Below are 22,107 nucleotides of genomic sequence, written 5' to 3' on the forward strand. Positions count from 1 at the left end.
GATTTTGCAGAGTCGGTGCGGGAGAGACTATTGTGTTCGACACGCTGGAACCGAGCAGCCTGCCGCCCGAGGATGAGGCGCTGCGCAGCCGCGTCCGTGCGCTCGCCGAGGCGGCGACGGCGGCGCGGCCCGCCGACGTCCGCGCCCGGTCGTGGCAAGGGTTCGACGCCGATTTCAGCCGCAAGCTCGGCGCTGCAGGGCTGCTCGGCCTGACGCTTCCCAAAGCCTATGGCGGCGGCGAGCGCGGCCCGTTCGCGCGGTTCGTCGTCGTCGAGGAATTGCTGTCGGCCGGCGCGCCGGTGGCGGCGCACTGGATCGCCGACCGGCAAAGCGCGCCGCTGATCCTGAATTACGGGACCGAGGCGCAGCGCCAATTTTATTTGCCGCGCATTTGCCGCGGCGAATTGTTCTTCTGCATCGGGATGAGCGAGCCGGGATCGGGATCGGACCTTGCGAGCGTTCGCACCCGCGCCGAGCGCACCGCGGGCGGCTGGCGGGTCAACGGGCAGAAGATATGGACGACCGGCGCGATGCACTGCGACTATATGATCGCGCTGCTCCGCACCTCGGGAAGCGCCGAGGATCGTCATGCCGGGCTGTCGCAGCTTATCATCGACCTGAAGGCGCCGGGGATCACCATCCGTCCGATCGTCGATCTGACCGGCGACGCGCATTTCTGCGAAATATTCTTCGAAGATGTCGATCTGCCCGCCGACGCGCTGATCGGCGCCGAGGGCGAGGGGTGGAAGCAGGTCACCGCCGAACTCGCCTTCGAACGCAGCGGCCCCGAGCGTATCTACTCGAGCGTCGTGCTTCTGGATGCCTGGGTGCGGCATTTGCAGCATATCGGACGCGACGATACGGCGGTGCGCGCGCTGGTGGGGGATTTCACCGCGCGGCTCGCGACGCTGCGCGCGATGTCGATCGCCTGCACCGCGCGGCTTGCGGCGGGCGAAAGCCCGGTGGTCGAGGCATCGCTGGTCAAGGATCTGGGGACGGCGTTCGAGCAGCAGCTTCCGGTCGCGATCGGCGACGACCTTGCCGCGCATCCCGATGAACCCGTCTCGGACGAGCTTTACCGCACGCTGACCTATGTCACGCATGTCGCGCCCAGCTTTTCGCTGCGCGGCGGCACCCGCGAAATATTGCGCGGCATCATCGCCCGCGGCATGGGCCTTCGGTGAGGAGCCATAGATGACCGATTTCCTCGACCCTTTCGAACGGATGATCGCCGCGCTTTTTAGCCCCGCCGCGGTGCGCGCAGCGGAGCGCGGCGAGCCGGACGACAGGGCATGGACGGAGCTCGCGGCTTCGGGTTTTCTCGATGCACTGGCTCCCGAAGACGCCGGCGGCGCGGGGCTGTCCTTTGCCGATATCGTCCCGCTGTGGCTGGTGCTTGGCCGCCATGCGGTACCCTGTCCGGTCGGCGAAACGATGATTGCGCGCGCGTTGCTCGCGCAAGCGGGGAGGGCCGCGCCCGATGGACCGATCGCGATCGCCGCGCAGGCGTCCGGCGCAGCCGGGCGGGTGATCGGTGCGGCGCTGGCGCGACATCTGCTCGTCGAATGGGAGGGCAATCTCTATCTTGCCGGCGTGGCAGGCGAAGCGGATGGCGGCGCGGGGGAACTCGCGGCATCGGTGCGCTGGGATAGCGAAGCCGCGACACCGGTGGGGCCGATAGTCCCCGACGGATTGCGCCGCGCGGCGGCGGTGCTGCGCGCCGCGCTGATCGCGGGCGCCGCGGATCGGCTGACCACCATGACGGCGGGCTATGCGAACGAGCGTATCCAGTTCGGCAAGCCGATCGGCAAGCAGCAGGCGCTGCAACAGCAGCTTGCCGTGATGGCGGAGGATATGGTCGCGGCGCGCATTGCCGCGCATATCGGCGGCGCGGGTTCTTTCCCGCCTGCGCTCGCGGCGGCGGCGACCGCCAAATCCGTTGCGAGCAGCGCCGCCGCGCGGGTCGCGGCGATCGCGCATGCGGTGCATGGTGCGATCGGTATCAGCGAGGAATATGATCTTCAGCTCTATACGCGCCGGCTGCAGGCCTGGCGGCTCGCCGACGGATCGGAAAGCTATTGGAACCGCTTGCTCGGCGCCGAACGGCTGGCGGCGCCGTCGGGTTCGGTCGATTTCGTCCGCACGGCACTGGCACCGGCCTGACCTCCTGGCGCTGCCGAGGCAAGGGCGATAGGAACATGATATGAAGCGCCTGCCGCGGCTCGACCTCAACCTGCTCCAGATATTCGACGCCATCTATACCAAGGGCGGCGTGTCGGCCGCCGCGTCGCACCTCAATCTGTCGCAGCCCGCGATCAGCCATGCGCTGGCCAAGCTGCGCGCGATGCTGGACGATCCCTTGTTCATCCGCCAGGGCAACCGCCTCGTCCCAACCGGGACCGCGCGGGCGGTTGCCGAGCCGATCCATGCGGCACTACGCGAGCTGGTCGCAGCGCTCGACGGGGCGGGGAGCTTCGATCCCGCACAATCGACGCGCGAGTTTCGTATCGGAATCCGGCTGGCGGGCGAGATGTCGCGCTTTCCGGCACTGGCCTCGCGCGTGCTTGCGGAGGCACCGCACGTCCGCCTGATATCGACCGCCTTTCGGCGCCGCGATCTGGTCGCTGCGCTGGCCAACGGCGATCTCGACGTCGCGATCGACGTCGACCTGCCCGTCGAGGACCGGCTGTGCCGCGAGCCGCTCGGTGTCGAGCCGCTGCTGGTGGCGGCGCGGATCGGTAATGACCGCATCGACGGGACGCTCGACCTCGATCGCTATCTCGCGCTCGATCATGTGTTCGCGACACCGCGTCCGCACGGGCCGGGGATAGAGGATATCGCGCTGGCGCGGCTCGGCTTGCAGCGCCGCGTCGCGGTGCGCTGCCAGCATGCGATCACCGCCTGGCAGATCGTGGCGAAGACCGACATGCTCTGCACGCTTCCGCGCAGCCATGTCCGCATGTTGCAGCACATCTGGCCGATGCAGTTGTTCGACCTGCCGATCGCGGTCGCACAGAGCAGCAGCTATCTCTATTGGCATCGCGCGGTTCAGGCGGATGTCGGCCTCGCTTGGCTGCGCGCGATCATCCTCGAGGTGATGCGCGAAGAATAGGCACCTATTCCTCAGGCGAATAGACTTTATTCGAAGTTATCATTTTTCCTGATGCCGCAGGGGCACTAGCCTTGGCCCCAACCAAGGAGAATAGCGATGACGCCGATCGAACTCGAAGCCGAACTCAACGACCTTAGAATGTCAAAGGAAGCGCAGCCGCTGTTCGATGCGGTGAAGCGCCACATCGCCGAAAATGTCGATCCGATCACCGAGGAGTTTTTCCGCCTCGGCGAAGGGCGCGCCGACCGTTGGAGCTGGGCGCCGGGGCAGCTTGAGCTGCTTGAAGGCGCGAAGGCCAAGGCGAAGGCGGCAGGGCTGTGGAATTTCTTCCTGCCCCACGGCGATACGGGAACCCCGCTCACCAACCTCGATTATGCCTATATTGCGGCCGAACTCGGCAAATCGCCGCTGGCATCCGAATCGCTCAACTGTTCGGCGCCCGACACCGGCAATATGGAAGTGCTGGAAATGGTCGGCACGCCCGAACAGAAGGATCGCTGGCTGAAGCCGCTCCTCAACGGCGAAATCCGCTCCGCCTATGTGATGACCGAACCCGGCGTTGCCTCGTCGGACGCGAGCAATCTGGAAACCAGCGCGACGCTCGAGGGCGACGAATGGGTCATCAATGGCGAGAAATATTTCATCAGCGGCGCCGGCGATCCGCGCTGCAAGATCCTGATCTGTATGGTCAAGACCAACCCGGAGGCGCCGCGCAAGGCGCAGCATTCGCAAATCCTGGTGCCGATGGACACGCCGGGCGTGCAGGTGCTCGGGCCGATGCGGGTGTTCGGTGCCGACCATGCGCCGCAGGGGCATATGCATATGCGGTTCGAAAATGTCCGCGTGCCGCGCGATAACATCCTGCTCGGCGAGGGGCGCGGATTCGAGATTTCGCAGATGCGCCTCGGGCCGGGCCGCATTCACCATTGCATGCGCACCATCGGCAAGGCCGAGGTCGCACTCGACCTGATGGTCAAGCGCGGCAATTCGCGGACCGCCTTCGGCCGGCCGCTGTCGCAGCTCGGGAAGAATCTGGAAGTCATTGCGCGGGCGCGCTGCGATATCGAGGCGATGCGCCTGATCGTGCTGAAGGCCGCGAAGGCGATGGACCTGCTCGGCAATCGTGAAGCACGTGTCTGGGTCAGCATGGCGAAGGCGATGATCCCCGAGCGCGTGTGCCAGATTATCGATCAGGCGATCCAGATCCACGGCGCGACCGGCATCTCGCACTGGACGCCGCTCGCCGAGCTTTATGCCGATGTGCGCCATCTGCGCTTCGCCGACGGCCCCGACGAGGTCCACTATATGGTCGTGGGCCGCGACGAACTCGCGCGCCACTAAGCCGCGGAAAGGGCGGGGTGGGCGGCGCCGGAGCGCCGCTCGCCCCGCATCCGCCGGCGTTCGTTTTCCGCGCCGCGACCGATCAGCTTTCGAGATAGCGCGCCCAGATGCGCTTGCCCAAGCGGTCGTAGCGCGTCATCGCCGCAATCAGCGCGGCGAGCGCATCGCTTGGACAAAGCCTTTCGGGTAGCAGCGGATCGCGCATGATGGCGCGGATGGCCTGCCGCCCCAGGAGCAGCGTTTCGGCCGCCGCCGCGGGCAGCCGGCTTTCATCGATGCCCGCCGCGCTTTCGTCGAGGCGGGCGGCGAGCCGCTGGTGCAACGCGCGCAGGGCTTCGCCCTGCCACAAGGTCCGGAAGCGGGCGTCGCGGGCGGCGTCCAGCCCGCTCGCTTCGACGACGAACAGCGATGGCGCGGCGTCGAGTTCGATCAAATCTTGCCGCATCCCCGCGGCCCCACGCTCCAGATTGTCGGGGCGCACCCAGATACTGGCGTCGGCCTCGGCAAATCCTTCAAGATCAAGCGCGCGCAGAGTCCGGCGCCAGATGGTGCGGTCGGCGCGCTCCTGCGGCCCCGCGACCGCGACGAGCCAGCGTCCCTCCCAGGGCTGCCGCCGCTCGAGCCGGGTGCGCCAGCCGAGGATCCGCTGCTTCAACACCTCTGCATTCGCGCCGATCGTATAGCGACCGCGCGCGATCGTCTGAACCCGGCCTTCCGACTTGAGGCGCGTCAACGCCGTCCGGATGCCCGGCGCCTCGATCCCGAAGGCCCCGCCGGCGCGCACCAGTTCGGCGACCGTGAACGCCGGCGGAGCGCCGGTGTCGAGCAGATCGAGAATGAGCATCCGCGCGCTCATCCCTCCGGCATCGGCCGAGTTTACTATATTGCGTTCTGTGTCCATATCCGACAATATATGCAACAAATAAGATGGGAGAGGAAGATGCTGCCCCTCGACGGCGTGACCGTAATCGATCTTACCAGCGTTGTCGCGGGGCCGCTGGCGACGCAGATCATGGCACAGCAGGGCGCCCGCGTATGGAAGGTCGAGCCGCCCGAAGGCGATCGCGCGCGCCTGCTCGGCGCGGTCGCCGCGCCGGGGTTCAGCTCGGCGCATGTCGCGCTCAACGCCGACAAGCAATCGGTCGCGATCGATCTTGCGCGCGCTGACGGGCAGGCGCTGTTGCGCCGCATGGTGCCGCACGCCGACCTCCTCATCCATAATTTCCGGCCCGGGGTGATGGAGCGGCTGGGACTTGGCACCGATGTGCTGCATGCGCTGCGCCCCGATCTGGTCATCGCGCGGATCAGCGGCTTCGGTCAGGACGGGCCGATGGCGGGCGGGCGCGCCTATGATCCGATCGTGCAGGCCGAATCGGGGATGGTCAGCTGGACCGCCGAAGGCCCGCTGCTCGCCCCGCAATGGATTTGCGACAAGACCGCCGGGCTCTACGCGGCGCAGGCGGCGACCGCCGCGCTCGTCGCACGGGCGCGCAGCGGAAAGGGGGCGGTCGTCGATATTTCGATGCTGGAGGCCGCGGTCGCTTATGGCTGGATCGACCTCCACGGGGCGCAGGCCTTTCCTCATACGTCCTCGCGCATGCCCGACATCGCCGCCGTCTATCGCCCCTGGGCGACCGGCGACGGCTGGATCGTCGTTGTCATGCTGTCGCAATCGGAATTCGAAGGCTGGGCGCGCGCGATCGGCGCGCCCGAATTGCTCGCCGATCCGCGCTTTGCCGACATGACGACGCGATTCCTCAACTGGGACGATCTGCGCGCGATCTCGGCGCCGCGCATTGCCGCGCTGAGCACGCGCGAGGCGGTGGCCCGGCTGGCCGATGCGGGCGTGCCGTGCGGCGTCGCCAACCGGTCGGCGGCGCTCCCCGGTCACGCCCAGATCGTCCATGACGGCTTCGTCGCGCTGACCGACCACCCGCAGGCCGGTGCGGTGCGCCGGACCCGGCCCGTGGCGCGCTTCGACGGCGCGCGGCCGGGGTTCGAGATGCATGCGCCGCGCGTCGGCGAGCACAGCCGGACGGTGCTCGCCGCGGCCGGCCTCACCCCCGAAGAGATCGAAGCCGCCATCGCAAACGGCGCCGCCTGCTGCCCTGAGGAGACCCCATGACAACCTATCAGACCTTGTCCTATGCCGCCGAAAATCGGGTGGCGACGATCACGCTCAACCGTCCCGAACATTTCAACGCGATCGCGCACGGTATGCCGCGTGAGATCCGCGCCGCGGTCGAGCGGGCGGAGGCCGATGCGGACGTCCATGTCATCGTCGTGCGCGGCGCGGGGCCGGGCTTTTGCGGCGGATACGACCTCAAACATTATGCCGAACGCAAGGGCGAGATCAGCGGGTCGCAGGATATGCCGTGGGATCCGACGCTCGATTTCCAGATGATGTGGCGCAATACGCAGGACTTCATGGCACTGTGGCGCGCGACCAAGCCCACAATCGCGCGCGTTCATGGCGCCGCGGTTGCCGGCGGGTCCGACATCGCGCTGTGCTGCGACTTTCTGATCATGGCCGACGATGCGCGCATCGGTTATCCCCCTGCGCGCGTCTGGGGCGTGCCGACCCCGGCGATGTGGGTCTATCGCCTGGGGCCGCAGATGGCGAAGCGCATGATGATGACGGGCGACCTGATCGACGGGCGCGAAGCCGAACGGATCGGGCTGGCGCTCGAAGCGGTGCCCGAGGCCGAACTCGACGATGCGGTCGAGCGGCTCGTCGGGCGGCTGCGCGGGGTTCCGCGCAACCAGTTGATGATGACCAAGACGGTGGTCAATCAGGCCTATGACAATATGGGCCTCAACAATACCCAGATGTTCGCGACGCTGTTCGACGGGGTATCGCGCCATTCGCCCGAGGGCATATGGTTCCGCGACCGCGCGCAGGAGGTCGGCTTCAAGCAGGCGGTGGCCGAACGCGACAGCGGCGATCCGATCGCGAGCCAGGTGTCGAAGCGCCTGCCCGCCGACGATTGAGGAGACGAAGCATGACCGCACTCCAGCCGATCGACCGGCTCGACACCCATGATGTGTTCAACCAGGCGCCGCCGTTCGAAAATAGGAACCTGTTTACCGGCGACCGGGCGCTGGTCGATGCGGTGAACAGCGCAGGCGCGGGCGAGCATGGCGCCCGGCTCGCCGCGCTCGGGCAGCGCTGTGGTTCGGCCGAGGTGATCGAATGGGGCGTCGAGGCGAACCGCCAGCCCCCCGTGCTCGAAACCTATGACCGCTATGGCCACCGCGTCGACGAGGTGCGCTTTCATCCCGCCTATCACGACCTGATGCGGCTGGGGCTCGATAGCGGCTTTGCGGCATCGGCGTGGGACGGCAGCGCACGCGGCCATACGCTCCACGCGGCGATCCTCTTCCTGACCGGGCAGGCCGATTCGGGCACAAGCTGTCCGATGACCATGACCTATGCCGCCGTGCCCGCGCTGCGAGCCGAGCAGGCGGTCGCCGACGTCTGGGTGCCGCGCATCGCGGCGGGCCGCTACGATCCGGCCTTCCGCCCGGCGGCGGAGAAAGCGGGCGTCACGATCGGCATGGCGATGACCGAGAAGCAGGGCGGCAGCGACGTGCGCGCCAACACGACGCGCGCCGAACCGACCGGCGAAGCGGGCTGGTACAGCCTGACGGGGCATAAATGGTTCTGTTCGGCGCCGATGTGCGACGCCTTCCTGACGCTGGCCTATGCGACAAGCGGACTGACCTGTTTCCTTGTCCCGCGCTGGCTGCCCGACGGCACCCGCAATGCGGGGTTCCGCGTCATGCGCCTGAAGGACAAGATGGGCGACCGGTCGAACGCCTCGTCCGAAATCGAATATCATGGTGCGCTGGCCCAAAGGCTGGGCGCCGAGGGACGCGGCGTCGCGACGATCATCCAGATGGTGCAGCATACGCGGCTCGACTGCGTGATCGGTTCGGCGCAGCAGATGCGCGGCGCGCTTGCCCAGGCGCTGTGGCACACGGCCCATCGGTCGGCTTTTCAGAAACGGCTGATCGACCAGCCCGCAATGGCGGCGGTGCTGGCCGACCTTGCCGTCGAAAGCGAGGCGGCGACGGCGCTCGGTTTCCGGCTGGCGCAGGCGTTCGACGAAGAGGATGCGCTGACGCGGCTGCTGACGCCGATTGCCAAATATTGGGTATGCAAACGCGCGCCGGGGCTGGTTTACGAGGCGATGGAGGCGCATGGCGGCGCGGGATATGTCGAGGCGGGGCCGATGCCGCGGCTGTTCCGCCAATCGCCGCTCAACGCGATTTGGGAAGGATCGGGCAATGTCATCGCGCTCGACGTGCTGCGCGCCATCGCGCGCGAACCAGAAGGGGTGGCGGCGCTTCAGGATTTTCTGGCGGCGCAGCGCGGACGCGACGCCCTTTATGATCGCTGGGTCGAGGACATCGATCTGACGCGCGCCGACGAGAGTAGCGCACGGCTGCTCGTCGAGCGGCTGGCGCTTGCGGCGCAGGCCGCGATCCTGATCGGACAGGATAGTCCGATTGCCGAGGCCTTCTGCCGCCTTCGCCTGAGCCCACGTGGCAGCGCCCATGGCGCGTTCGATGCAGCCGTCGATGCGCGCGCGATCGTCGACCGTGCGATGCCCGCGGCATGAGCGTACGGATCACCAACGACGGCGCGGTGCGCACCGTCACCATCGACCGCCCGGACTGCCGCAACGCGGTCGACCCGGCCACCGCCGACCTGTTGCGGCAGGCGTTCGCCGACTTCGACGCCGACGACAGCGCCGCGGTCGCGGTGCTGACCGGCGCGTCGGGCCATTTTTGCGCAGGCTTCGACCTGAAGGCAGTGGGGGCGGGCAACGAGCGTTACCAACCCGAAGGCGTCGGGCCGATGGGGCCGTCGCGCATGTTGCTTTCGAAGCCGGTGATCGCGGCGGTCGAAGGCTATGCGGTTGCCGGCGGCCTTGAACTCGCGCTGTGGTGCGACCTGCGCGTCGCGTCCGCCAGCGCGGTGTTCGGCGTCTTCTGCCGCCGGTGGGGCGTGCCGCTGATCGATGGCGGGACGGTCCGCCTGCCGCGCATCGTGGGACAGGGGCGCGCGCTCGACATGATCCTGACCGGGCGCCCGGTCGATGCGGCCGAAGCGCTCGTAATCGGGCTTGCCAACCGGGTCGTGGCGGAAGGGCAGGCGCTGGCGGCCGCGCAGGCGCTCGCCGCCGAGATCGCACATTTTCCGGCGCTGTGCATGCGTACCGACCGCATGTCGGCCTATCGCCAATGGGATTTCGACCTTGCCGACGCGCTCCGCTTCGAGGGGCGCGAAGGCGCCGCGCCGTTGCGCGCCGAAGCCGCAAAGGGGGCGGAACGCTTTGTCGGCGGGGCGGGGCGGAGTGGGCGCTTCGACTGATCGCGTGACGGTCCGGCGCGTCTGCTATTTCCGGCATCCACAAAGCGACCGCACCGGTATAGATTGCCGCCGACGGTTATTCCGGCGCGGGAGGGTGAGCGATGCGGTTTCGGGTCTTTGCAGGTGCGGCGTTGAGCGCTGCCGTGATTCTGGCGGTGCCGGCGGCAGGCAAGGCGCCGCGCAAGGTCAAGGCGGTGGCCGATTGTCCCGCCAACCCCGCGCTGCCGCCCGATCTGGCCGATTGGGGGCGGATGAGTTCGGCCAAGACCATCTATGCCTATGGCGAGGCGCGCGCCGCCGACTGGCCGTCGCTCGGCGCGGCGCGAACGGGCCTGTTGCTCCATAAGGCCGAAAGCCTGCGCTACTGGATCGCGCCCGAGCGACGGCAGGATGTGTTCAAATTCGGCGGCATGATCCCGGTCGAGGTGAAACGGGCCGGCCGGCTCGTGATCGCGCTCGACGCGGGCGCCTGGATCGATCTGGTACGCGACGGCAAGGCGCAGCCGGCGGCGGCGCACGGCCATGGCCCCGCCTGCTCGGGCATCCGCAAGATGGTCGAATATGACGTGACGCCGGGCCGCTACCTCGTCCAGATCGTCAACGCACCCGAATTGTCGATCCGCGCGATGGCGGTGTTGCGCGACTGATCGGGCATAGCGGAACCGGCGCGCGCGGTTCCGATCGCGTTTCGCGGGTCAGCGTTGCGGCGCAAGACTTTCGAGCAGCGCGCCGCGCGCATCGTTCGGCAGCGGCTTTACGCCGATCAGGCGCATCAGAAGCGGATAGACCTCGATATTGTCGACCAGCCCGACGTCGCCGCGCAGGCCGCTGCCATAGGCGATGAACAAGGCGCGCATGTCGGGGTCGTCATTGTCATAACCATGCGCTCCGCCCATCACCGGGTAGGCCGGCTTGCCCGCGACGATCGTCCAGCCGTTCTCCGCGATGCAGATGATCGCCGCGACGCGCGGATTGTGCCCATAGTGAAGGCGTTCCGGCAGATCCTCGCGGCGGCGGCAGGTCATATGGTCGTGCGGCTTCAGCAGCGCGTCATAGACCCGGTCGTCGGTGCCGGCGGCGGGTTCGATCGCGGCATAGGGGCCGGTCTCCACCGCGATAATACTCGGCAAATCGATCAGGTCGGCAAGGTCGACGATCCGCGCGTCGCTGATCGCGTGCATGCCATGATCGGCCACGACCAGAAGCCGAACGGGCTGGTCGAGGTCTTTCAGCCCCGACAAGAGGTCGCCGATGCGGGCATCAACCTCGGTCACCGCGGCATTGAGTTCCGCCGAGTCCGGGCCGAAATGATGCCCCGCGGTATCGACGGCGTCGAAATAGAGCGTCACGAAGGCCGGGCGGATCGCGCGCGGGCGGCGCAACCAGTCGAGGACCGCGTTGACGCGCTGCACATTGCTGACTTTTTCATCGTAGCGCAGCCAATCGGCCGGACGCACCTCGTGGATCGCGACCTCGCTGCCCGGCCAGAACATCGTTGCCGTTCGCACGCCTGCCTTTTGCGCCGTCACCCACGCGGGTTCGGCCTCGTCCCACCAGAAGGGGTCGAGCGCCTGCTTCGCATTGCCCAGGCTGAAGCGTTCGGCGGGACGCCGCGGGTCGATCATGTTGTTGCCGACGATGCCGTTGGTGTCGGGGCGTTTGCCGGTGACGATCGCATAATGGTTGGGGAAGGTCTTGGTAGGGAAGGAGGGGCGGAGCGCGCCCCGCGCGCCCTCGGCGGCGAGTTTCGACAAATTGGGGGTGATTCCGCGGTCAAGATAGTCGGCGCGGAAACCGTCGATCGAAATCAGGATGGTGACGGGCGCGCGCGGTTCGGCGTTCGCTTCCGTAGCGCGGACATGGGGCGAGGCCAGCGAGCAAAGCGCGGCGATCAGGATCATCAGGCGAGTCATGGTCATCGCGCTAGGATGGCGGCGTGACAACCGCGCGACAAGGTCATTGCGCGTCGGCGAGGCGGTTCGGCCATATCATGCTTGCAATCGCACACTTGCCATGGTGCACCCGGTTTCAACCGAAACCACGGACGAAATGAAGGGGACGCGTTTATGAACAGGGGTTTGATGGCGGCGCTGCTGGTCGGCGCAGCATGTCTGGCTGTGCCGGCGACCGGGCAGGGCGGCGACGACACCAATCGCATCATCGATGAAGGCTATAACCGCAGCCAGGTGATGCAGACGGCACAGGAAATGACCGACGGTATCGGTCCGCGCCTGACCAATTCGCCCGCCATGCGCCGGGCCGAAGCCTGGGCGATCGGAAAGTTCGAAGGCTGGGGCCTGTCCAATGTCCGCCGCGATGGCTTTGAATTCGGCCGCGGATGGGAAATCCTGTCGGTCAGCGCACGTATGGTCGCGCCGCGCCCGCTCGCGCTGACCGCCATTCCGATTGCCTGGACGCCGTCGACCAACGGACCGGTGACCGCCCCGATCATCGTCGCGCCGATGTCGAAGGAAGAACATTTCGCCGAATGGAAGGGCAAGCTCGCCGGCAAGATCGTGCTCGTGTCGCTGCCGGGCGATGGTGACGAGCCCGACAAGCCGGCCTTTCGCCGCCTGAGCAGCGACGACATCGGCAAGCTCGACGAGTTTCGCCAGCCCAAATATGATCCCGATGCGCTCAATCGCCGGCTGGAGCGCGTGACGTTTGCCGAAAAGCTCGATGCCTTTCTGAAGGCCGAAGGCGCGGTGGCGATGGTTCGGCAGTCCTATCGCGACGGCAAGCTCGTCCATGGCGAGGGCTATAATTATCGCGTCGGCCATTCGCCGACGCTGCCCGGCATCGAACTCGCCGCAGAGGATTATCGCCGCCTGGCACGGCTCGCGAAAAGCGGGGCGCCGCCGCAGCTCGAGATCGATTCCAACGTCCGTTACGACGACAGCGACACGCGCGCCTATAATATTATCGCTGAAATTCCGGGGACCGACCCCAAGGCCGGCTATGTCATGGCCGGTGCGCATTTCGACAGCTGGGTGGCGGGCGACGGCGCGACCGACAATGGCGCCGGCAGCGCCGTCGTGATGGAGGCCGCGCGCATCATTCGCAAGCTCGGCATCCGGCCGAAGCGCACGATCCGCTTCGTCCTGTGGAGCGCGGAGGAGCAGGGGCTGCTCGGGTCGCTCGCCTATGTCGACAAATATCTCGCGGCGCGCCCCGGCCCGACCGAGGGCGAGGACGGCAACGCGCTCTATTATGGCTGGCCGAGCCGGTACCCGATCACGCCAAAGCCCGGTTACGGCGACCTCAAGGCCTATTTTAACATGGACAATGGCTCGGGCAAGCTGCGCGGCATCTATGCCGAGGGCAATGTCGGCGCGGTTCCGATCCTGCAATCCTGGCTCGCACCCTTTGCGAGCATGGGCGCGGGCAAGGTCGTTGCGGGGCCGACGAGCGGCACCGATCATGTCTATATGCAGTCGGTCGGCGTGCCTGGGTTCCAGTTCATCCAGGATCCGCTCGATTATGGATCGCGCACGCACCACAGCAACGCCGATACCTTCGACCATCTGAAAGCCGACGATTTGCGCCAGGCTTCGGTCGTGATGGCGGGGATGCTCGTCACGGCGGCGAACAGCGACAAGACGCTGCCGCGCTTCCCGGTGCCGACGCAGCCGACGCCCTATGATCCGTTCAAATACAAGGATCCCAACGACTGAGCGGCGGGTATCCGCCGGGGTCAGGCCATCTTGATCCCGGCGATGCCGTTGTCGACGACGCCCGTCGCGCGTTTCGACAGCGTGCCCAGCGGCACCGTCACCTTGTCGACGACCATGAAGTGCGTCTGCCACGCATCGCGGTTCACATCGCACACGACATAGCCGCGCTGGTCATTGGCGAATTTGAGTTCGGGATTGAGCTTCAGAAACTGGTCGGTGCCGGCGCGCAGATCGCTGCCGTCGCCGCCGCTGCTGATCGAGGTGGCGACGAATTCGGCGCCGACGACCTTGTCCTTGAGCACCAGGTCGCCGCAGAAATTCTGATGCTCGTCGCCCGTCAGTACGACGCAGTTCTTGAGACCGGCGAAGCGCGACAGGATGCGCTCGCGCGGCGCCTCATAGCCCGCCCAGCTGTCGAGGTTGACGATCTTTTCGGGCTCGTCGGCCTTGCGCCGCCGGTCGAGCGACATCATCGTCACCTGCTGCGCGATCGCGTTCCACGTCGCGCCGCCCTGCGCGAGATTTTTGGCGAGCCACTCTTCCTGCGCCTTGCCCAGAATCTGCGCATTCTTTGCAAAGACGTCGGGGCAGGCGGGCTTGAACCCGTCGCCGCACGGTTGATTGTCGCGATACTGGCGGGTGTCGAGCACCTGCATCGCCATCAGGTCGCCATAGCGGAATTCGCGGCTCGCGGCGATGAAGCCGCCGCGCGGCAACAGCGCCTTGCGCACCGGCATATGTTCGTACCACGCCTGGAAGGCGGCTTGCCGGCGCAGCATGAACACTTCGGGCGGCGGGGCGTCGGGATCGTTGCCGTCGAGCCCCATCTTCCAGTCGTCATAGACCGATACCCAGTCGTTGCGGATTTCATGGTCGTCGAAGGTCGAGATGAAGCCATGCGCCGAGCGTGCCGCCTGCATGTCGATGTCGAGCAGCGTCTGGGTATAGGCGGTGCGGAAGTCGCTCAGATCCTGAAGCCCGCGGAGCGCATATTTGCGCACCGGCCGGATCGGCAGGCCGCTGTCGTAAAGATAGTCCTGCTGATATTCGTAGATGAAGTCGCCATAATGGTAGACGAAGTCCAGCTCTTCGCGGGCAAGATGGCGATAGGCGCCATAGAAGCCCGATTCATAATGCTGGCAGCCGCAAACCCCGAACTTGACCTGATCGGTGCGCGCGCCGGCCGCGGGCAGCGTGCGGGCGCGGCCGCGCAGGCTGCGTTCGCCGCCAGCGGTGAAGCGGTAATAATAGGGGCGGCTGGGCTGCAGCCCGGCAACCTCGACATGGACGCTGTGGCCAAGCTCGGGGCGCGCCAGTTCGGTGCCGTTCGCGACGACCTTGCGAAAGCCGCCGTCCTCGGCGACTTCCCATTCGACCGGAACCGGAACCAGCGGCATGCCGCCGTGCGGCGCCATCGGGTCGGGCGCGAGGCGGGTCCAGATGACGAAACCGTCGCTCGCGGGATCGCCGGCGGCGACGCCGAGGCTGAACGGGAAGTCGCGAAAGAAGCCGGCCTCGGCGCGCAATATCGCCGGGGCGGACAGCCCGGCAAGCGTGGCGGTGGCAAGGAAATTGCGGCGCGAGAACATGGCGGGACTCCGGGGAGAAACGAATCGTGCTCCCCAGATAGACTAGTCATGCGTCACATCAATGATCTTGGCGGCGGGGTCAGAACCAGATGCGGATCCCGGCAACGACGCTGGACCGCGACGGGTCGTTGCCGACGGCGCGCGCCAACTGCGCAGAGCGGCCGATCTTGCCTTCCCAGACATAGCCCAGATACGGCGCGAATTCGCGGGCGATCTCATAGCGTAGGCGGAGGCCCAGTTCGGCACTCGACAGCCCGGCGCCGATGCCCTGTTCGCGCACGTCCTGAAGCGCGACGTTCAGTTCCGCCGACGGCTGAAGGATCAGGCGCTGGGTGATGCGCTGGTCGTAGCTGCCTTCGATGCGGGCGGTGACATCGCCCTTGTCCGACAGGAACAGCGCCGCTTCGACGTCGAACCAATAGGGGGCGAGTCCTTCGACGCCGAGGACAGCGTAAGTGGGCGAGGGGCCGGGGCCGACATCCTGACGCAGCCCGGTCTGGAGATCGAAATAGGGGCCGATGGCGCGGCTCCACAATAGCTGCCCCTCGCCGCGGTCGAACGCGCCGCCGAAGGCGCCTTCGCCCTCACTTTTGATGACGAGCTTGTCGATGTCCCCCCCGAAGCGGGCTTCGCCGTCCCAGCTATAGGTGGTTTCGCCGGAGCCGACGCGGACTTCGGCTTGATCGAGCATGATCCTGGAAATGCTGCCGCCGCCATGCTCGGCGTAGAGCCGGGCGCGGACCGGCGCCATTGCGTCGGCGCCGAAGATTGCATCGGCGGCATCGACGCGCGGCGCGGGCGGCGGCGGGGCGTTGCCGACGGGCGGGGGCAGCGAGGCCGACGCGGGTTCGTCTTGCGTGCAGTGCCCCATGGCGGCGTGCTCGGGCGGGCAGGCGGGGGACGGGGGCGGTGCAGGGACTGTGCAATGGCCCATCGCGGCATGCTCGGGCGAGCAAGGCGGCGGCGGAGGCTCCGCCTTCGGCATCGTGCAATGGCCCATGGCGGCATGTTCGGCTGTGCAGCCGGGCGCCGGCGCGGAGACGGTGTGCGCCATCGCGTCGGGTTGCGCGGCCAGCAGGAGAAAGGCTGTCGGAATCATGCCGCATCCTCCGCCGCGCGCACCGTCACGACCTGCATCATCCCGGCGTGCATGTGATAGAGGAGGTGACAGTGAAAGGCCCAGTCGCCCGGCGCATCGGCAGTCAGGTCGAAGGTCACCTTGCCGCCCGGCTGGACGTTCACCGTATGCTTGCGCGGGGCATGGTCGCCCTTGCCCGTGACCAGTTCGAAGAAATGACCGTGCAGGTGGATGGGGTGCGTCATCATCGTGTCGTTGACCAGCGTCACGCGCACGCGCTCGCCCAGCGTGAAGGGAATGGGTGCGGTGACCTCGTTCATCTTCACCCCGTCGAACGCCCACATATAGCGTTCCATATTGCCGGTCAGATGGATCTGCATCTGGCGCGACGGGACGCGGGTGTCGGGGTTGCGATCGAGCGCGACGAGATCGCGATAGGTCAGCGCGTCCGCGACATCCTCCAGCCCCTGTCCGGGCTCACCGGTGCGATCGACCGGCATCGGCGAGATCGACTGGACAGCGGGCGTGTCCTTGACGCTCGGCGCGCCTTTCATGTCGCGCATGCCGTGCCGCATCGGTTCGCCCGGCGCTGCCGAGCCGTGCCCCATCGCGCCATGGTCCATGCCCATATCGCCCATGCCCATATCGCGCATCGTCGCGAGCGGACGGGCGCGCAGCGGCGGAACCGGCGCGGTCATGCCGGGGCGCGGCGCGAGCGTTGCGCGCGCCATGCCCGATCGGTCGCTGTTCTCGGCGATGATGCTGTAGGCGCGGTCTTCGGGCTCGACGATCACGTCATAGGTTTCGGCGACCCCGATCTGAAATTCGCCCACTTTCACGGGACGGACATTCAGGCCGTCGGCCTGCACCACGATCATCGCAAGATCGGGCACGCGGATGTTGAAGGTCGTCATCGCCGATGCGTTAATGACCCGTAGCCGGACGCGTTCGCCCGCAGCGAACAACCCGGTCCAATTGTCGGCGGGGCCGTGACCGTTTACGAGATAGGTATAGGCCGCCGCGGTCACGTCGCTGATGTCGGTCGGGTCCATCCGCATCGCGCCCCAGGCGACACGGTCGTTCAGCGGCTGGTCGCGGCCCGCGATCAGCCCCGCAAGCGTCTGCTTGTTGTGGTTGAAATAGCCGCCCATCTGCTTGAGCTTTTTGAAGATCGCGTGCGGGTGCAGCGCGCTGTGGTCGGACAGGACGATCACATGCTCGCGGTCATAGGCGACGGGATCGGGATCGGCGGGGTCGATGACGATCGGGCCGTAATGGCCCATCTGTTCCTGCAGCCCCGAATGGCTGTGATACCAATAGGTGCCCGACTGCCGCACCCGAAATTCATAGGTGAAGGTCGCGCCCGGCGCGATTCCGGGAAAGCTGATGCCCGGCACGCCGTCCATATGAAAGGGCAGGATCAGCCCATGCCAGTGGATCGAGCTATCCTCGGCGGGCAGGGCGTTGGTGACGTGCAGCCGCGCCGTCGTGCCTTCCTTCAGCCGCACCAGCGGGCCCGGGATCGTCCCGTTGATGCCGATCGCATGGCTGGTCTTGCCATCGGCGGTCAGCATCCGGTGCGCGATGGTCAGGCGGATATCGGCGCCGCCGACCGTCGGCAGCCCCGATGCGATCGGTTGCGCCCAGGCTGGCAGCCACGGGAGAAGCGCCGCCGCGCCGCCTGCGGCCAACAGCGAACGGCGGCCCATTGCGTCGCTCATGCGATGGCTCCGCGCAGCATCCAGAGCGCCATCGCGATCATCATCAGATTTTCGGTCAGCGATACGAAGCCCAGCGGTACCTTGCTGCTGCCGCCGACGCAGGCGCATTTGATGTCGCGGCGGTCGATATAGACCGCCTTGAAGACCGACACCGCGCCGATGACGGCGATGAACAGCGCGACCGGGATCGACAGCCACGGGAGGGCGTGCGCGGTCATCAGTACCCCGGCCAGCCCCTCGGCAAAGGGGTAGACATAGGAATAGGGAACCCAGCGCCGCGCGAGCAGGTCATAGTTGAGGAACATCGTCGAGAAGCTCTCGACGTCCTGCAGCTTGAGCAGCGCCAGAACGATCATGCTGAACGAAATGAACCATTCGGCTGCGCGCAGGGTGAAGGGGCTGCCGTAGGCGGCGAAGCTCGCGGCGAGCGCCATCAGCGCGGTCATCGCGAACAGTGCGATCACGGGCGTATAGCTCGTCGCTCCCGGATCGCGGACGGCAAGGCCAAAATGGCGGCGCAGATCGTCATAGCCGCCAATCCGGCGGCCATCGATGAAGGTCTGCGGCGTCGTCTTGACGCCATGTTCGGCCTTGAACGCGTCGGTTTGCGCGCGCGTCTCCAACCAATGATCGTCGACGGTGAAGCCCTTTCGTTCGAGGAGATGCTTCGCCTTCAGGCCATAGGGACAGATATGCTGTGGCATGACCATGCGGTAGAGGGTTGCTGTCTGTGTCATGCCGCCTGTATAACCTCCGTACCATGGTACGGAGTCAAGCGATGCAGCTTTCGATCGGAAAACTGGCGGAAGCGGGCGGCGTCGGGGTCGAAACGGTCCGTTATTATCAGCGCCGCGGGTTGATGACCACGCCAGCGCGCAGCGGCGGCGAGGGGTGGGGCGCCGGCATCCGTCGCTATGATGCCGACGATGTCCGCCGGCTGAAATTCATCCGGTCGGCGCAAGGGTCGGGCTTCACGCTCGAGGAAATCGCCGAGCTGCTGGAACTTGAACAGAGCGACGATCGTGCGCGGGTCCGCAGCCTGGCGCGCCAGCGCATCGCCGCGCTCGACGCCAAGATTGCCCAGATGAGCGAAACCCGCGCCGCGCTCGCGCGGTTGGCGGACCAGTGCGCCGCGACCGACAAGGGTCCTTGCCCGATACTGGCGGCTTTCGAGCCCTGACGTCATCGCGCGGAGCGCAGCGACGACGCAATCGCCCGCTTGTCGGCCGTGCGCAAGGTCGATGGCTGGAGATTGCCTCGCTTCGCGCGCAATGACGAAGTTTCAGGGCGCAGCGCGGCCTAGCTGTGCAGGAAGTGCATGACGTCGCCGTCGTGCACGATATAGGCCTTGCCTTCGGCGCGCAGCTTGCCGGCTTCGCGTGCCTTGGCTTCACCGCCCAGCGCGACATAATCGTCATAGGCGATGGTTTCGGCGCGAATGAAGCCCTTCTGGAAATCGCTGTGGATTTCGCCCGCCGCCTCCGGCGCGGTCGCGCCGGTATGGACGGTCCATGCGCGCGCTTCCTTCGGGCCGACGGTGAAGAAGGTCAGCAGGTGGAGCAGCTCATATCCCGCGCGGATCACGCGCGCGAGGCCGGTTTCGTGCAGCCCCATTTCTTCCAAGAACATCATGCGTTCTTCGCCGTCCATGCCGACAAGCTCGCTTTCGATCGCTGCCGAGACGATCACCGCCTGTGCCCCTTCGGCCTTGGCGCGCGCGAAGACGGCTTCGCTGTGCGCATTGCCGGTCGCGGCATTCGCTTCTTCGACATTGCAGACATAGAGGACGGGCTTGCTGGTCAGCAGCTGCGCCTGCCGGAGGATGCGCTCTTCATCGGCATCCTTCGGATCGGTCAGACGCGCGGGCTTGCCGTCGCGCAGCAGATCGAGCGCCTGGCCAAGCACCGATGCTGCGGCCTTGGCTTCCTTGTCGCCCTGCGCCGCCTTTTTCGCGAAAGCGGGGACGCGCTTTTCCAGGCTTTCGAGATCGGAAAGCAGCAGTTCGGTCTCGACCGTCTCGGCGTCGGCGACCGGATCGACCTTGTTTTCGACATGCTGGATGTCGTCATCCTCGAAACAGCGCAGGACGTGGATGATCGCGTCGACTTCGCGGATGTTGCCTAGGAACTGGTTGCCGAGCCCTTCGCCCTTCGACGCGCCGCGCACGAGGCCGGCGATATCGACGAAGGCGAGCTGGGTCGGGATGATCTTCTGACTGCCTGCGATCGCCGCAAGCTTGTCGAGCCGCGCGTCGGGCACCGCGACATTGCCGATATTCGGTTCGATCGTGCAGAAGGGATAATTCGCCGCCTGCGCCGCCTGCGTCTCGGTCAACGCATTGAACAGCGTCGACTTGCCGACGTTCGGCAGCCCGACGATCCCGCATTTGAAACCCATTTTCCTACCCTTTTAATCAAGCCGGCGGGCAAAGACGCGCACCGGCTGCAAATCCCAGTCGAGGCGCTCATAGAGCCCCGCGGCGGGATTTCCATCCCGAACCATCAATTCCACCTTCGGACAGCCCCGCGCCCGCAGCCAGTCGCAGCCGGCATCGAGCAGATCGCGCGCGATCCCGTCGCCGCGCCGGTCGGGCTGGACGCCCAGATAATAGACCCAGCCGCGGTGACCGTCGAAGCCGACCATGATCGTGCCGACAATCGCGCGTCCGGCTTCGGCGAGCAGGATCGTCGCGGCGTCGTGGCCGAGCGCGCGGTCAAAGTCGGCGTCCGGGTCGTTCCAGGGCCGGGTGAGGTCGCAGCTTTGCCACAGGGCGACCGCGGCGTCGCGATCGGCGGGCGTCGCGGCGCGGATCAGCGTCATGGTTGCAGCCGCAGCGCCAGATCGTTCTGGAACCGCACGTCGTCGCCCTCGGCAAGCCAGCTTGCTTCGGCGGCGATCGCGCCAAGCAGGTCGGTCAGCGGTTCGATCTCGGTCTTGTGGTAATTGCCGAGGACATGGCCCGTCACGCGGTCCTTGTGCCCCGGATGACCGATGCCGATGCGGACGCGGCGGAAATCGTCGCCGATATGCTGGATCATGCTGCGGATGCCGTTATGTCCGGCCGCGCCGCCGCCCTGTTTGACCTTCACCTTCATCGGCGCAAGGTCGAGTTCGTCGTAGAAGGCGGTCACGTCCTGCGGCGCAAGCTTGTAGAAATCCATCGCGGCGCGCACGCTGCGACCGCTTTCATTCATGAAGGTGCCGGGCTTGAGCAGCAGAATGCGGGTCCGGCCGATGCGGCCGTCCTGCAACCAGCCCTGAAATTTCTTGGCGGGCGGCGCGAATTGATGAGTGTCGGCGATTACGTCGATCGCCATGAAGCCGACATTATGCCGGTTCATCGCATATTGAGGCCCGGGATTGCCGAGGCCGACCCAGAGCTGCATTGCGGTGCCTTTCCCGGGTCCGATGGAAACGCCCCTCCCCCGGAGAGGAGGGGCGCATCCGGTAAGCGTTAGGCTTCGCCTTCGGCGGCTTCGCCTTCGTCCTTCGTCGTGTCGCCATCGCTCGACTTGAGCGCCGACGGAGCGACGATGGTCGCAATCGTGAAGTCGCGATCGCTGATCGCGCTCTCGACACCCTTGGGCAGGGCGACGTTGCTGATGTGGATCGAATCGCCGACGTCGAAGCCGGTGACGTCGATGCTGATTTCGTCGGGGATCTTGTCCGCTTCGCAGACGAGTTCCAGCTCGTGACGAACGATGTTCAGCACGCCGCCGCGCTTCAGGCCGGGCGAGGCTTCTTCGTTGGCGAACACCACCGGCACTTCGACATGGACCTTGGCGTCCTTCGAGATGCGCAGGAAGTCCGCATGGATCGGGCGATCCTTGACGGGATGAAAGGCGACGTCCTTGGGCAAGGTGCGGACGGTCTTGCCGCCCACTTCGATCATCACGACCGAGTTCATGAAGTGACCCGTCATCAGCTGCTTCATCAGCAGCTTTTCTTCGACGTGGATCATCAGGGGTTCTTCGTTGCCGCCATAGACGACGGCGGGGACGCGGCCATTGCGACGCAGGTCACGCGAGGCTCCCTTGCCTGCACGTTCGCGCGTCTCGGCCGTCAGCGTCAGCTGATCGCTCATATCATTTCTCCGAGAAACAGTTGCACATATCCGTCACGCCTCCAGGGATGACCATGGCGGAAGCGCGGGCGCATAGCCGGGAACCGGCGGAAAGGCAAGCGCGATGCGGGAAAGGGGGATCGGATCGG

Annotated in this window: 21 protein-coding genes; 11 read left to right on the forward strand and 10 right to left on the reverse strand. The window is 66.5% G+C overall.

The genetic code is table 11. The features are described from left to right. Positions 1 to 32 precede the first annotated feature (32 nt). From STE01S_RS07605 to STE01S_RS07620, 4 genes are all read left to right on the forward strand, one after another. A complete protein-coding gene (locus STE01S_RS07605) occupies positions 33 to 1,184 on the forward strand; it encodes an acyl-CoA dehydrogenase family protein (protein ID WP_062766885.1) in 1,152 nt (383 codons plus the stop codon). A 10-nt stretch (positions 1,185 to 1,194) separates the two neighbouring features. Beyond that, complete coding sequence (locus tag STE01S_RS07610; RefSeq protein WP_062766571.1) at positions 1,195 to 2,163, forward strand: acyl-CoA dehydrogenase family protein; 969 nt, start codon at positions 1,195 to 1,197, stop codon at positions 2,161 to 2,163. Positions 2,164 to 2,203: 40 nt separating this feature from the next. After that, complete coding sequence (locus STE01S_RS07615; protein WP_058812127.1) at positions 2,204 to 3,112, forward strand: LysR family transcriptional regulator; 909 nt, start codon at positions 2,204 to 2,206, stop codon at positions 3,110 to 3,112. Between the two features lie 96 nt (positions 3,113 to 3,208). Further along, positions 3,209 to 4,453: an acyl-CoA dehydrogenase family protein gene (locus tag STE01S_RS07620; protein WP_003044690.1), complete on the forward strand. Its 1,245-nt coding sequence runs from the start codon at positions 3,209 to 3,211 to the stop codon at positions 4,451 to 4,453. Positions 4,454 to 4,535: 82 nt separating this feature from the next. Here STE01S_RS07620 and STE01S_RS07625 read toward each other — a convergent pair whose 3' ends face one another. After that, positions 4,536 to 5,354: a hypothetical protein gene (locus STE01S_RS07625; RefSeq protein ID WP_255265909.1), complete on the reverse strand. Its 819-nt coding sequence runs from the start codon at positions 5,352 to 5,354 to the stop codon at positions 4,536 to 4,538. A gap of 39 nt (positions 5,355 to 5,393) precedes the next feature. On the opposite strand from STE01S_RS07625, the gene STE01S_RS07630 reads away from it, so the two are divergent. The 5 genes from STE01S_RS07630 (at position 5,394) to STE01S_RS07650 (ending at position 10,480) form a co-directional block, all read left to right on the forward strand. Next, complete coding sequence (locus STE01S_RS07630) at positions 5,394 to 6,578, forward strand: CaiB/BaiF CoA transferase family protein (protein WP_062766574.1); 1,185 nt, start codon at positions 5,394 to 5,396, stop codon at positions 6,576 to 6,578. Beyond that, positions 6,575 to 7,444, forward strand: a complete 870-nt coding sequence (locus tag STE01S_RS07635; RefSeq protein WP_003044683.1) for a crotonase/enoyl-CoA hydratase family protein — start codon at positions 6,575 to 6,577, stop codon at positions 7,442 to 7,444. The genes STE01S_RS07630 and STE01S_RS07635 overlap by 4 nt, the downstream gene beginning before the upstream one ends. Before the next feature lie 11 nt (positions 7,445 to 7,455). Continuing rightward, on the forward strand, positions 7,456 to 9,078 hold the full coding sequence (locus tag STE01S_RS07640; RefSeq protein ID WP_062766577.1) for an acyl-CoA dehydrogenase family protein: 1,623 nt from the start codon (positions 7,456 to 7,458) through the stop codon (positions 9,076 to 9,078). Further along, positions 9,075 to 9,833, forward strand: coding sequence for a crotonase/enoyl-CoA hydratase family protein (locus STE01S_RS07645; RefSeq protein WP_062766580.1), 759 nt, complete (start codon positions 9,075 to 9,077; stop codon positions 9,831 to 9,833). Before STE01S_RS07640 ends, STE01S_RS07645 begins: the two co-directional genes overlap by 4 nt. 131 nt (positions 9,834 to 9,964) lie before the next feature. Further along, positions 9,965 to 10,480, forward strand: a complete 516-nt coding sequence (locus STE01S_RS07650; RefSeq protein ID WP_162928230.1) for a hypothetical protein — start codon at positions 9,965 to 9,967, stop codon at positions 10,478 to 10,480. A gap of 48 nt (positions 10,481 to 10,528) precedes the next feature. Here STE01S_RS07650 and STE01S_RS07655 read toward each other — a convergent pair whose 3' ends face one another. Beyond that, positions 10,529 to 11,752: an alkaline phosphatase family protein gene (locus tag STE01S_RS07655; protein WP_322787071.1), complete on the reverse strand. Its 1,224-nt coding sequence runs from the start codon at positions 11,750 to 11,752 to the stop codon at positions 10,529 to 10,531. A 147-nt stretch (positions 11,753 to 11,899) separates the two neighbouring features. On the opposite strand from STE01S_RS07655, the gene STE01S_RS07660 reads away from it, so the two are divergent. Then, positions 11,900 to 13,507 carry a M20/M25/M40 family metallo-hydrolase gene (locus STE01S_RS07660; protein WP_062766586.1) on the forward strand — a complete coding sequence of 536 codons (1,608 nt, stop codon included), beginning with the start codon at positions 11,900 to 11,902 and terminating at the stop codon, positions 13,505 to 13,507. A gap of 20 nt (positions 13,508 to 13,527) precedes the next feature. On the opposite strand, the gene STE01S_RS07665 is transcribed toward STE01S_RS07660, so the two are convergent. The 4 genes from STE01S_RS07665 to STE01S_RS07680 all read right to left on the reverse strand — a co-directional run bounded on the left by STE01S_RS07665 (position 13,528) and on the right by STE01S_RS07680 (position 18,632). Next, positions 13,528 to 15,096: an alkaline phosphatase D family protein gene (locus tag STE01S_RS07665; RefSeq protein WP_062766589.1), complete on the reverse strand. Its 1,569-nt coding sequence runs from the start codon at positions 15,094 to 15,096 to the stop codon at positions 13,528 to 13,530. Positions 15,097 to 15,175: 79 nt separating this feature from the next. Beyond that, positions 15,176 to 16,195 (reverse strand): copper resistance protein B, encoded by a 1,020-nt coding sequence (locus STE01S_RS07670; protein ID WP_255265910.1) that lies wholly within the window; start codon positions 16,193 to 16,195, stop codon positions 15,176 to 15,178. Then, complete coding sequence (locus STE01S_RS07675) at positions 16,192 to 17,895, reverse strand: copper resistance system multicopper oxidase (RefSeq protein WP_120694162.1); 1,704 nt, start codon at positions 17,893 to 17,895, stop codon at positions 16,192 to 16,194. The genes STE01S_RS07670 and STE01S_RS07675 overlap by 4 nt, the downstream gene beginning before the upstream one ends. Next, positions 17,892 to 18,632, reverse strand: a complete 741-nt coding sequence (locus STE01S_RS07680) for a glutaredoxin family protein (protein WP_040590042.1) — start codon at positions 18,630 to 18,632, stop codon at positions 17,892 to 17,894. Before STE01S_RS07680 ends, STE01S_RS07675 begins: the two co-directional genes overlap by 4 nt. A 41-nt stretch (positions 18,633 to 18,673) precedes the next feature. On the opposite strand from STE01S_RS07680, the gene STE01S_RS07685 reads away from it, so the two are divergent. After that, entirely contained in the window at positions 18,674 to 19,075 is a 402-nt protein-coding gene (locus tag STE01S_RS07685; RefSeq protein WP_003044661.1) for a MerR family DNA-binding protein, read from the forward strand. Between the two features lie 119 nt (positions 19,076 to 19,194). Here STE01S_RS07685 and ychF read toward each other — a convergent pair whose 3' ends face one another. From ychF to STE01S_RS07705, 4 genes are all read right to left on the reverse strand, one after another. Next, positions 19,195 to 20,292: a redox-regulated ATPase YchF gene (gene ychF, locus STE01S_RS07690; protein WP_062766592.1), complete on the reverse strand. Its 1,098-nt coding sequence runs from the start codon at positions 20,290 to 20,292 to the stop codon at positions 19,195 to 19,197. Between the two features lie 12 nt (positions 20,293 to 20,304). Further along, positions 20,305 to 20,715, reverse strand: coding sequence for a GNAT family acetyltransferase (locus tag STE01S_RS07695; RefSeq protein ID WP_058813292.1), 411 nt, complete (start codon positions 20,713 to 20,715; stop codon positions 20,305 to 20,307). Next, entirely contained in the window at positions 20,712 to 21,281 is a 570-nt protein-coding gene (pth, locus tag STE01S_RS07700; RefSeq protein WP_003044654.1) for an aminoacyl-tRNA hydrolase, read from the reverse strand. Before pth ends, STE01S_RS07695 begins: the two co-directional genes overlap by 4 nt. Positions 21,282 to 21,349: 68 nt before the next feature. Further along, positions 21,350 to 21,979 (reverse strand): 50S ribosomal protein L25/general stress protein Ctc, encoded by a 630-nt coding sequence (locus tag STE01S_RS07705; RefSeq protein ID WP_003044652.1) that lies wholly within the window; start codon positions 21,977 to 21,979, stop codon positions 21,350 to 21,352. Positions 21,980 to 22,107 lie beyond the last annotated feature (128 nt).

It is taken from the genome of Sphingopyxis terrae subsp. terrae NBRC 15098 (assembly GCF_001598815.1).
Classification (GTDB): Bacteria; Pseudomonadota; Alphaproteobacteria; order Sphingomonadales; family Sphingomonadaceae; genus Sphingopyxis; species Sphingopyxis terrae.

What these genes read in the sequence shown, in the direction of transcription:
- pth (WP_003044654.1), bottom strand. Translation starts at nt 21,281, where the DNA reads ATGCAGCTCTGGGTCGGCCTCGGCAATCCCGGGCCTCAATATGCGATG.
- STE01S_RS07610 (WP_062766571.1), top strand. Translation starts at nt 1,195, where the DNA reads ATGACCGATTTCCTCGACCCTTTCGAACGGATGATCGCCGCGCTTTTT.
- STE01S_RS07635 (WP_003044683.1), top strand. Translation starts at nt 6,575, where the DNA reads ATGACAACCTATCAGACCTTGTCCTATGCCGCCGAAAATCGGGTGGCG.
- STE01S_RS07670 (WP_255265910.1), bottom strand. Translation starts at nt 16,195, where the DNA reads ATGATTCCGACAGCCTTTCTCCTGCTGGCCGCGCAACCCGACGCGATG.
- STE01S_RS07615 (WP_058812127.1), top strand. Translation starts at nt 2,204, where the DNA reads ATGAAGCGCCTGCCGCGGCTCGACCTCAACCTGCTCCAGATATTCGAC.
- STE01S_RS07625 (WP_255265909.1), bottom strand. Translation starts at nt 5,354, where the DNA reads ATGGACACAGAACGCAATATAGTAAACTCGGCCGATGCCGGAGGGATG.
- STE01S_RS07695 (WP_058813292.1), bottom strand. Translation starts at nt 20,715, where the DNA reads ATGACGCTGATCCGCGCCGCGACGCCCGCCGATCGCGACGCCGCGGTC.
- STE01S_RS07645 (WP_062766580.1), top strand. Translation starts at nt 9,075, where the DNA reads ATGAGCGTACGGATCACCAACGACGGCGCGGTGCGCACCGTCACCATC.
- STE01S_RS07640 (WP_062766577.1), top strand. Translation starts at nt 7,456, where the DNA reads ATGACCGCACTCCAGCCGATCGACCGGCTCGACACCCATGATGTGTTC.
- STE01S_RS07620 (WP_003044690.1), top strand. Translation starts at nt 3,209, where the DNA reads ATGACGCCGATCGAACTCGAAGCCGAACTCAACGACCTTAGAATGTCA.
- STE01S_RS07665 (WP_062766589.1), bottom strand. Translation starts at nt 15,096, where the DNA reads ATGTTCTCGCGCCGCAATTTCCTTGCCACCGCCACGCTTGCCGGGCTG.
- STE01S_RS07680 (WP_040590042.1), bottom strand. Translation starts at nt 18,632, where the DNA reads ATGACACAGACAGCAACCCTCTACCGCATGGTCATGCCACAGCATATC.
- STE01S_RS07685 (WP_003044661.1), top strand. Translation starts at nt 18,674, where the DNA reads ATGCAGCTTTCGATCGGAAAACTGGCGGAAGCGGGCGGCGTCGGGGTC.
- STE01S_RS07630 (WP_062766574.1), top strand. Translation starts at nt 5,394, where the DNA reads ATGCTGCCCCTCGACGGCGTGACCGTAATCGATCTTACCAGCGTTGTC.
- STE01S_RS07675 (WP_120694162.1), bottom strand. Translation starts at nt 17,895, where the DNA reads ATGAGCGACGCAATGGGCCGCCGTTCGCTGTTGGCCGCAGGCGGCGCG.
- ychF (WP_062766592.1), bottom strand. Translation starts at nt 20,292, where the DNA reads ATGGGTTTCAAATGCGGGATCGTCGGGCTGCCGAACGTCGGCAAGTCG.
- STE01S_RS07660 (WP_062766586.1), top strand. Translation starts at nt 11,900, where the DNA reads ATGAACAGGGGTTTGATGGCGGCGCTGCTGGTCGGCGCAGCATGTCTG.
- STE01S_RS07655 (WP_322787071.1), bottom strand. Translation starts at nt 11,752, where the DNA reads ATGACCATGACTCGCCTGATGATCCTGATCGCCGCGCTTTGCTCGCTG.
- STE01S_RS07705 (WP_003044652.1), bottom strand. Translation starts at nt 21,979, where the DNA reads ATGAGCGATCAGCTGACGCTGACGGCCGAGACGCGCGAACGTGCAGGC.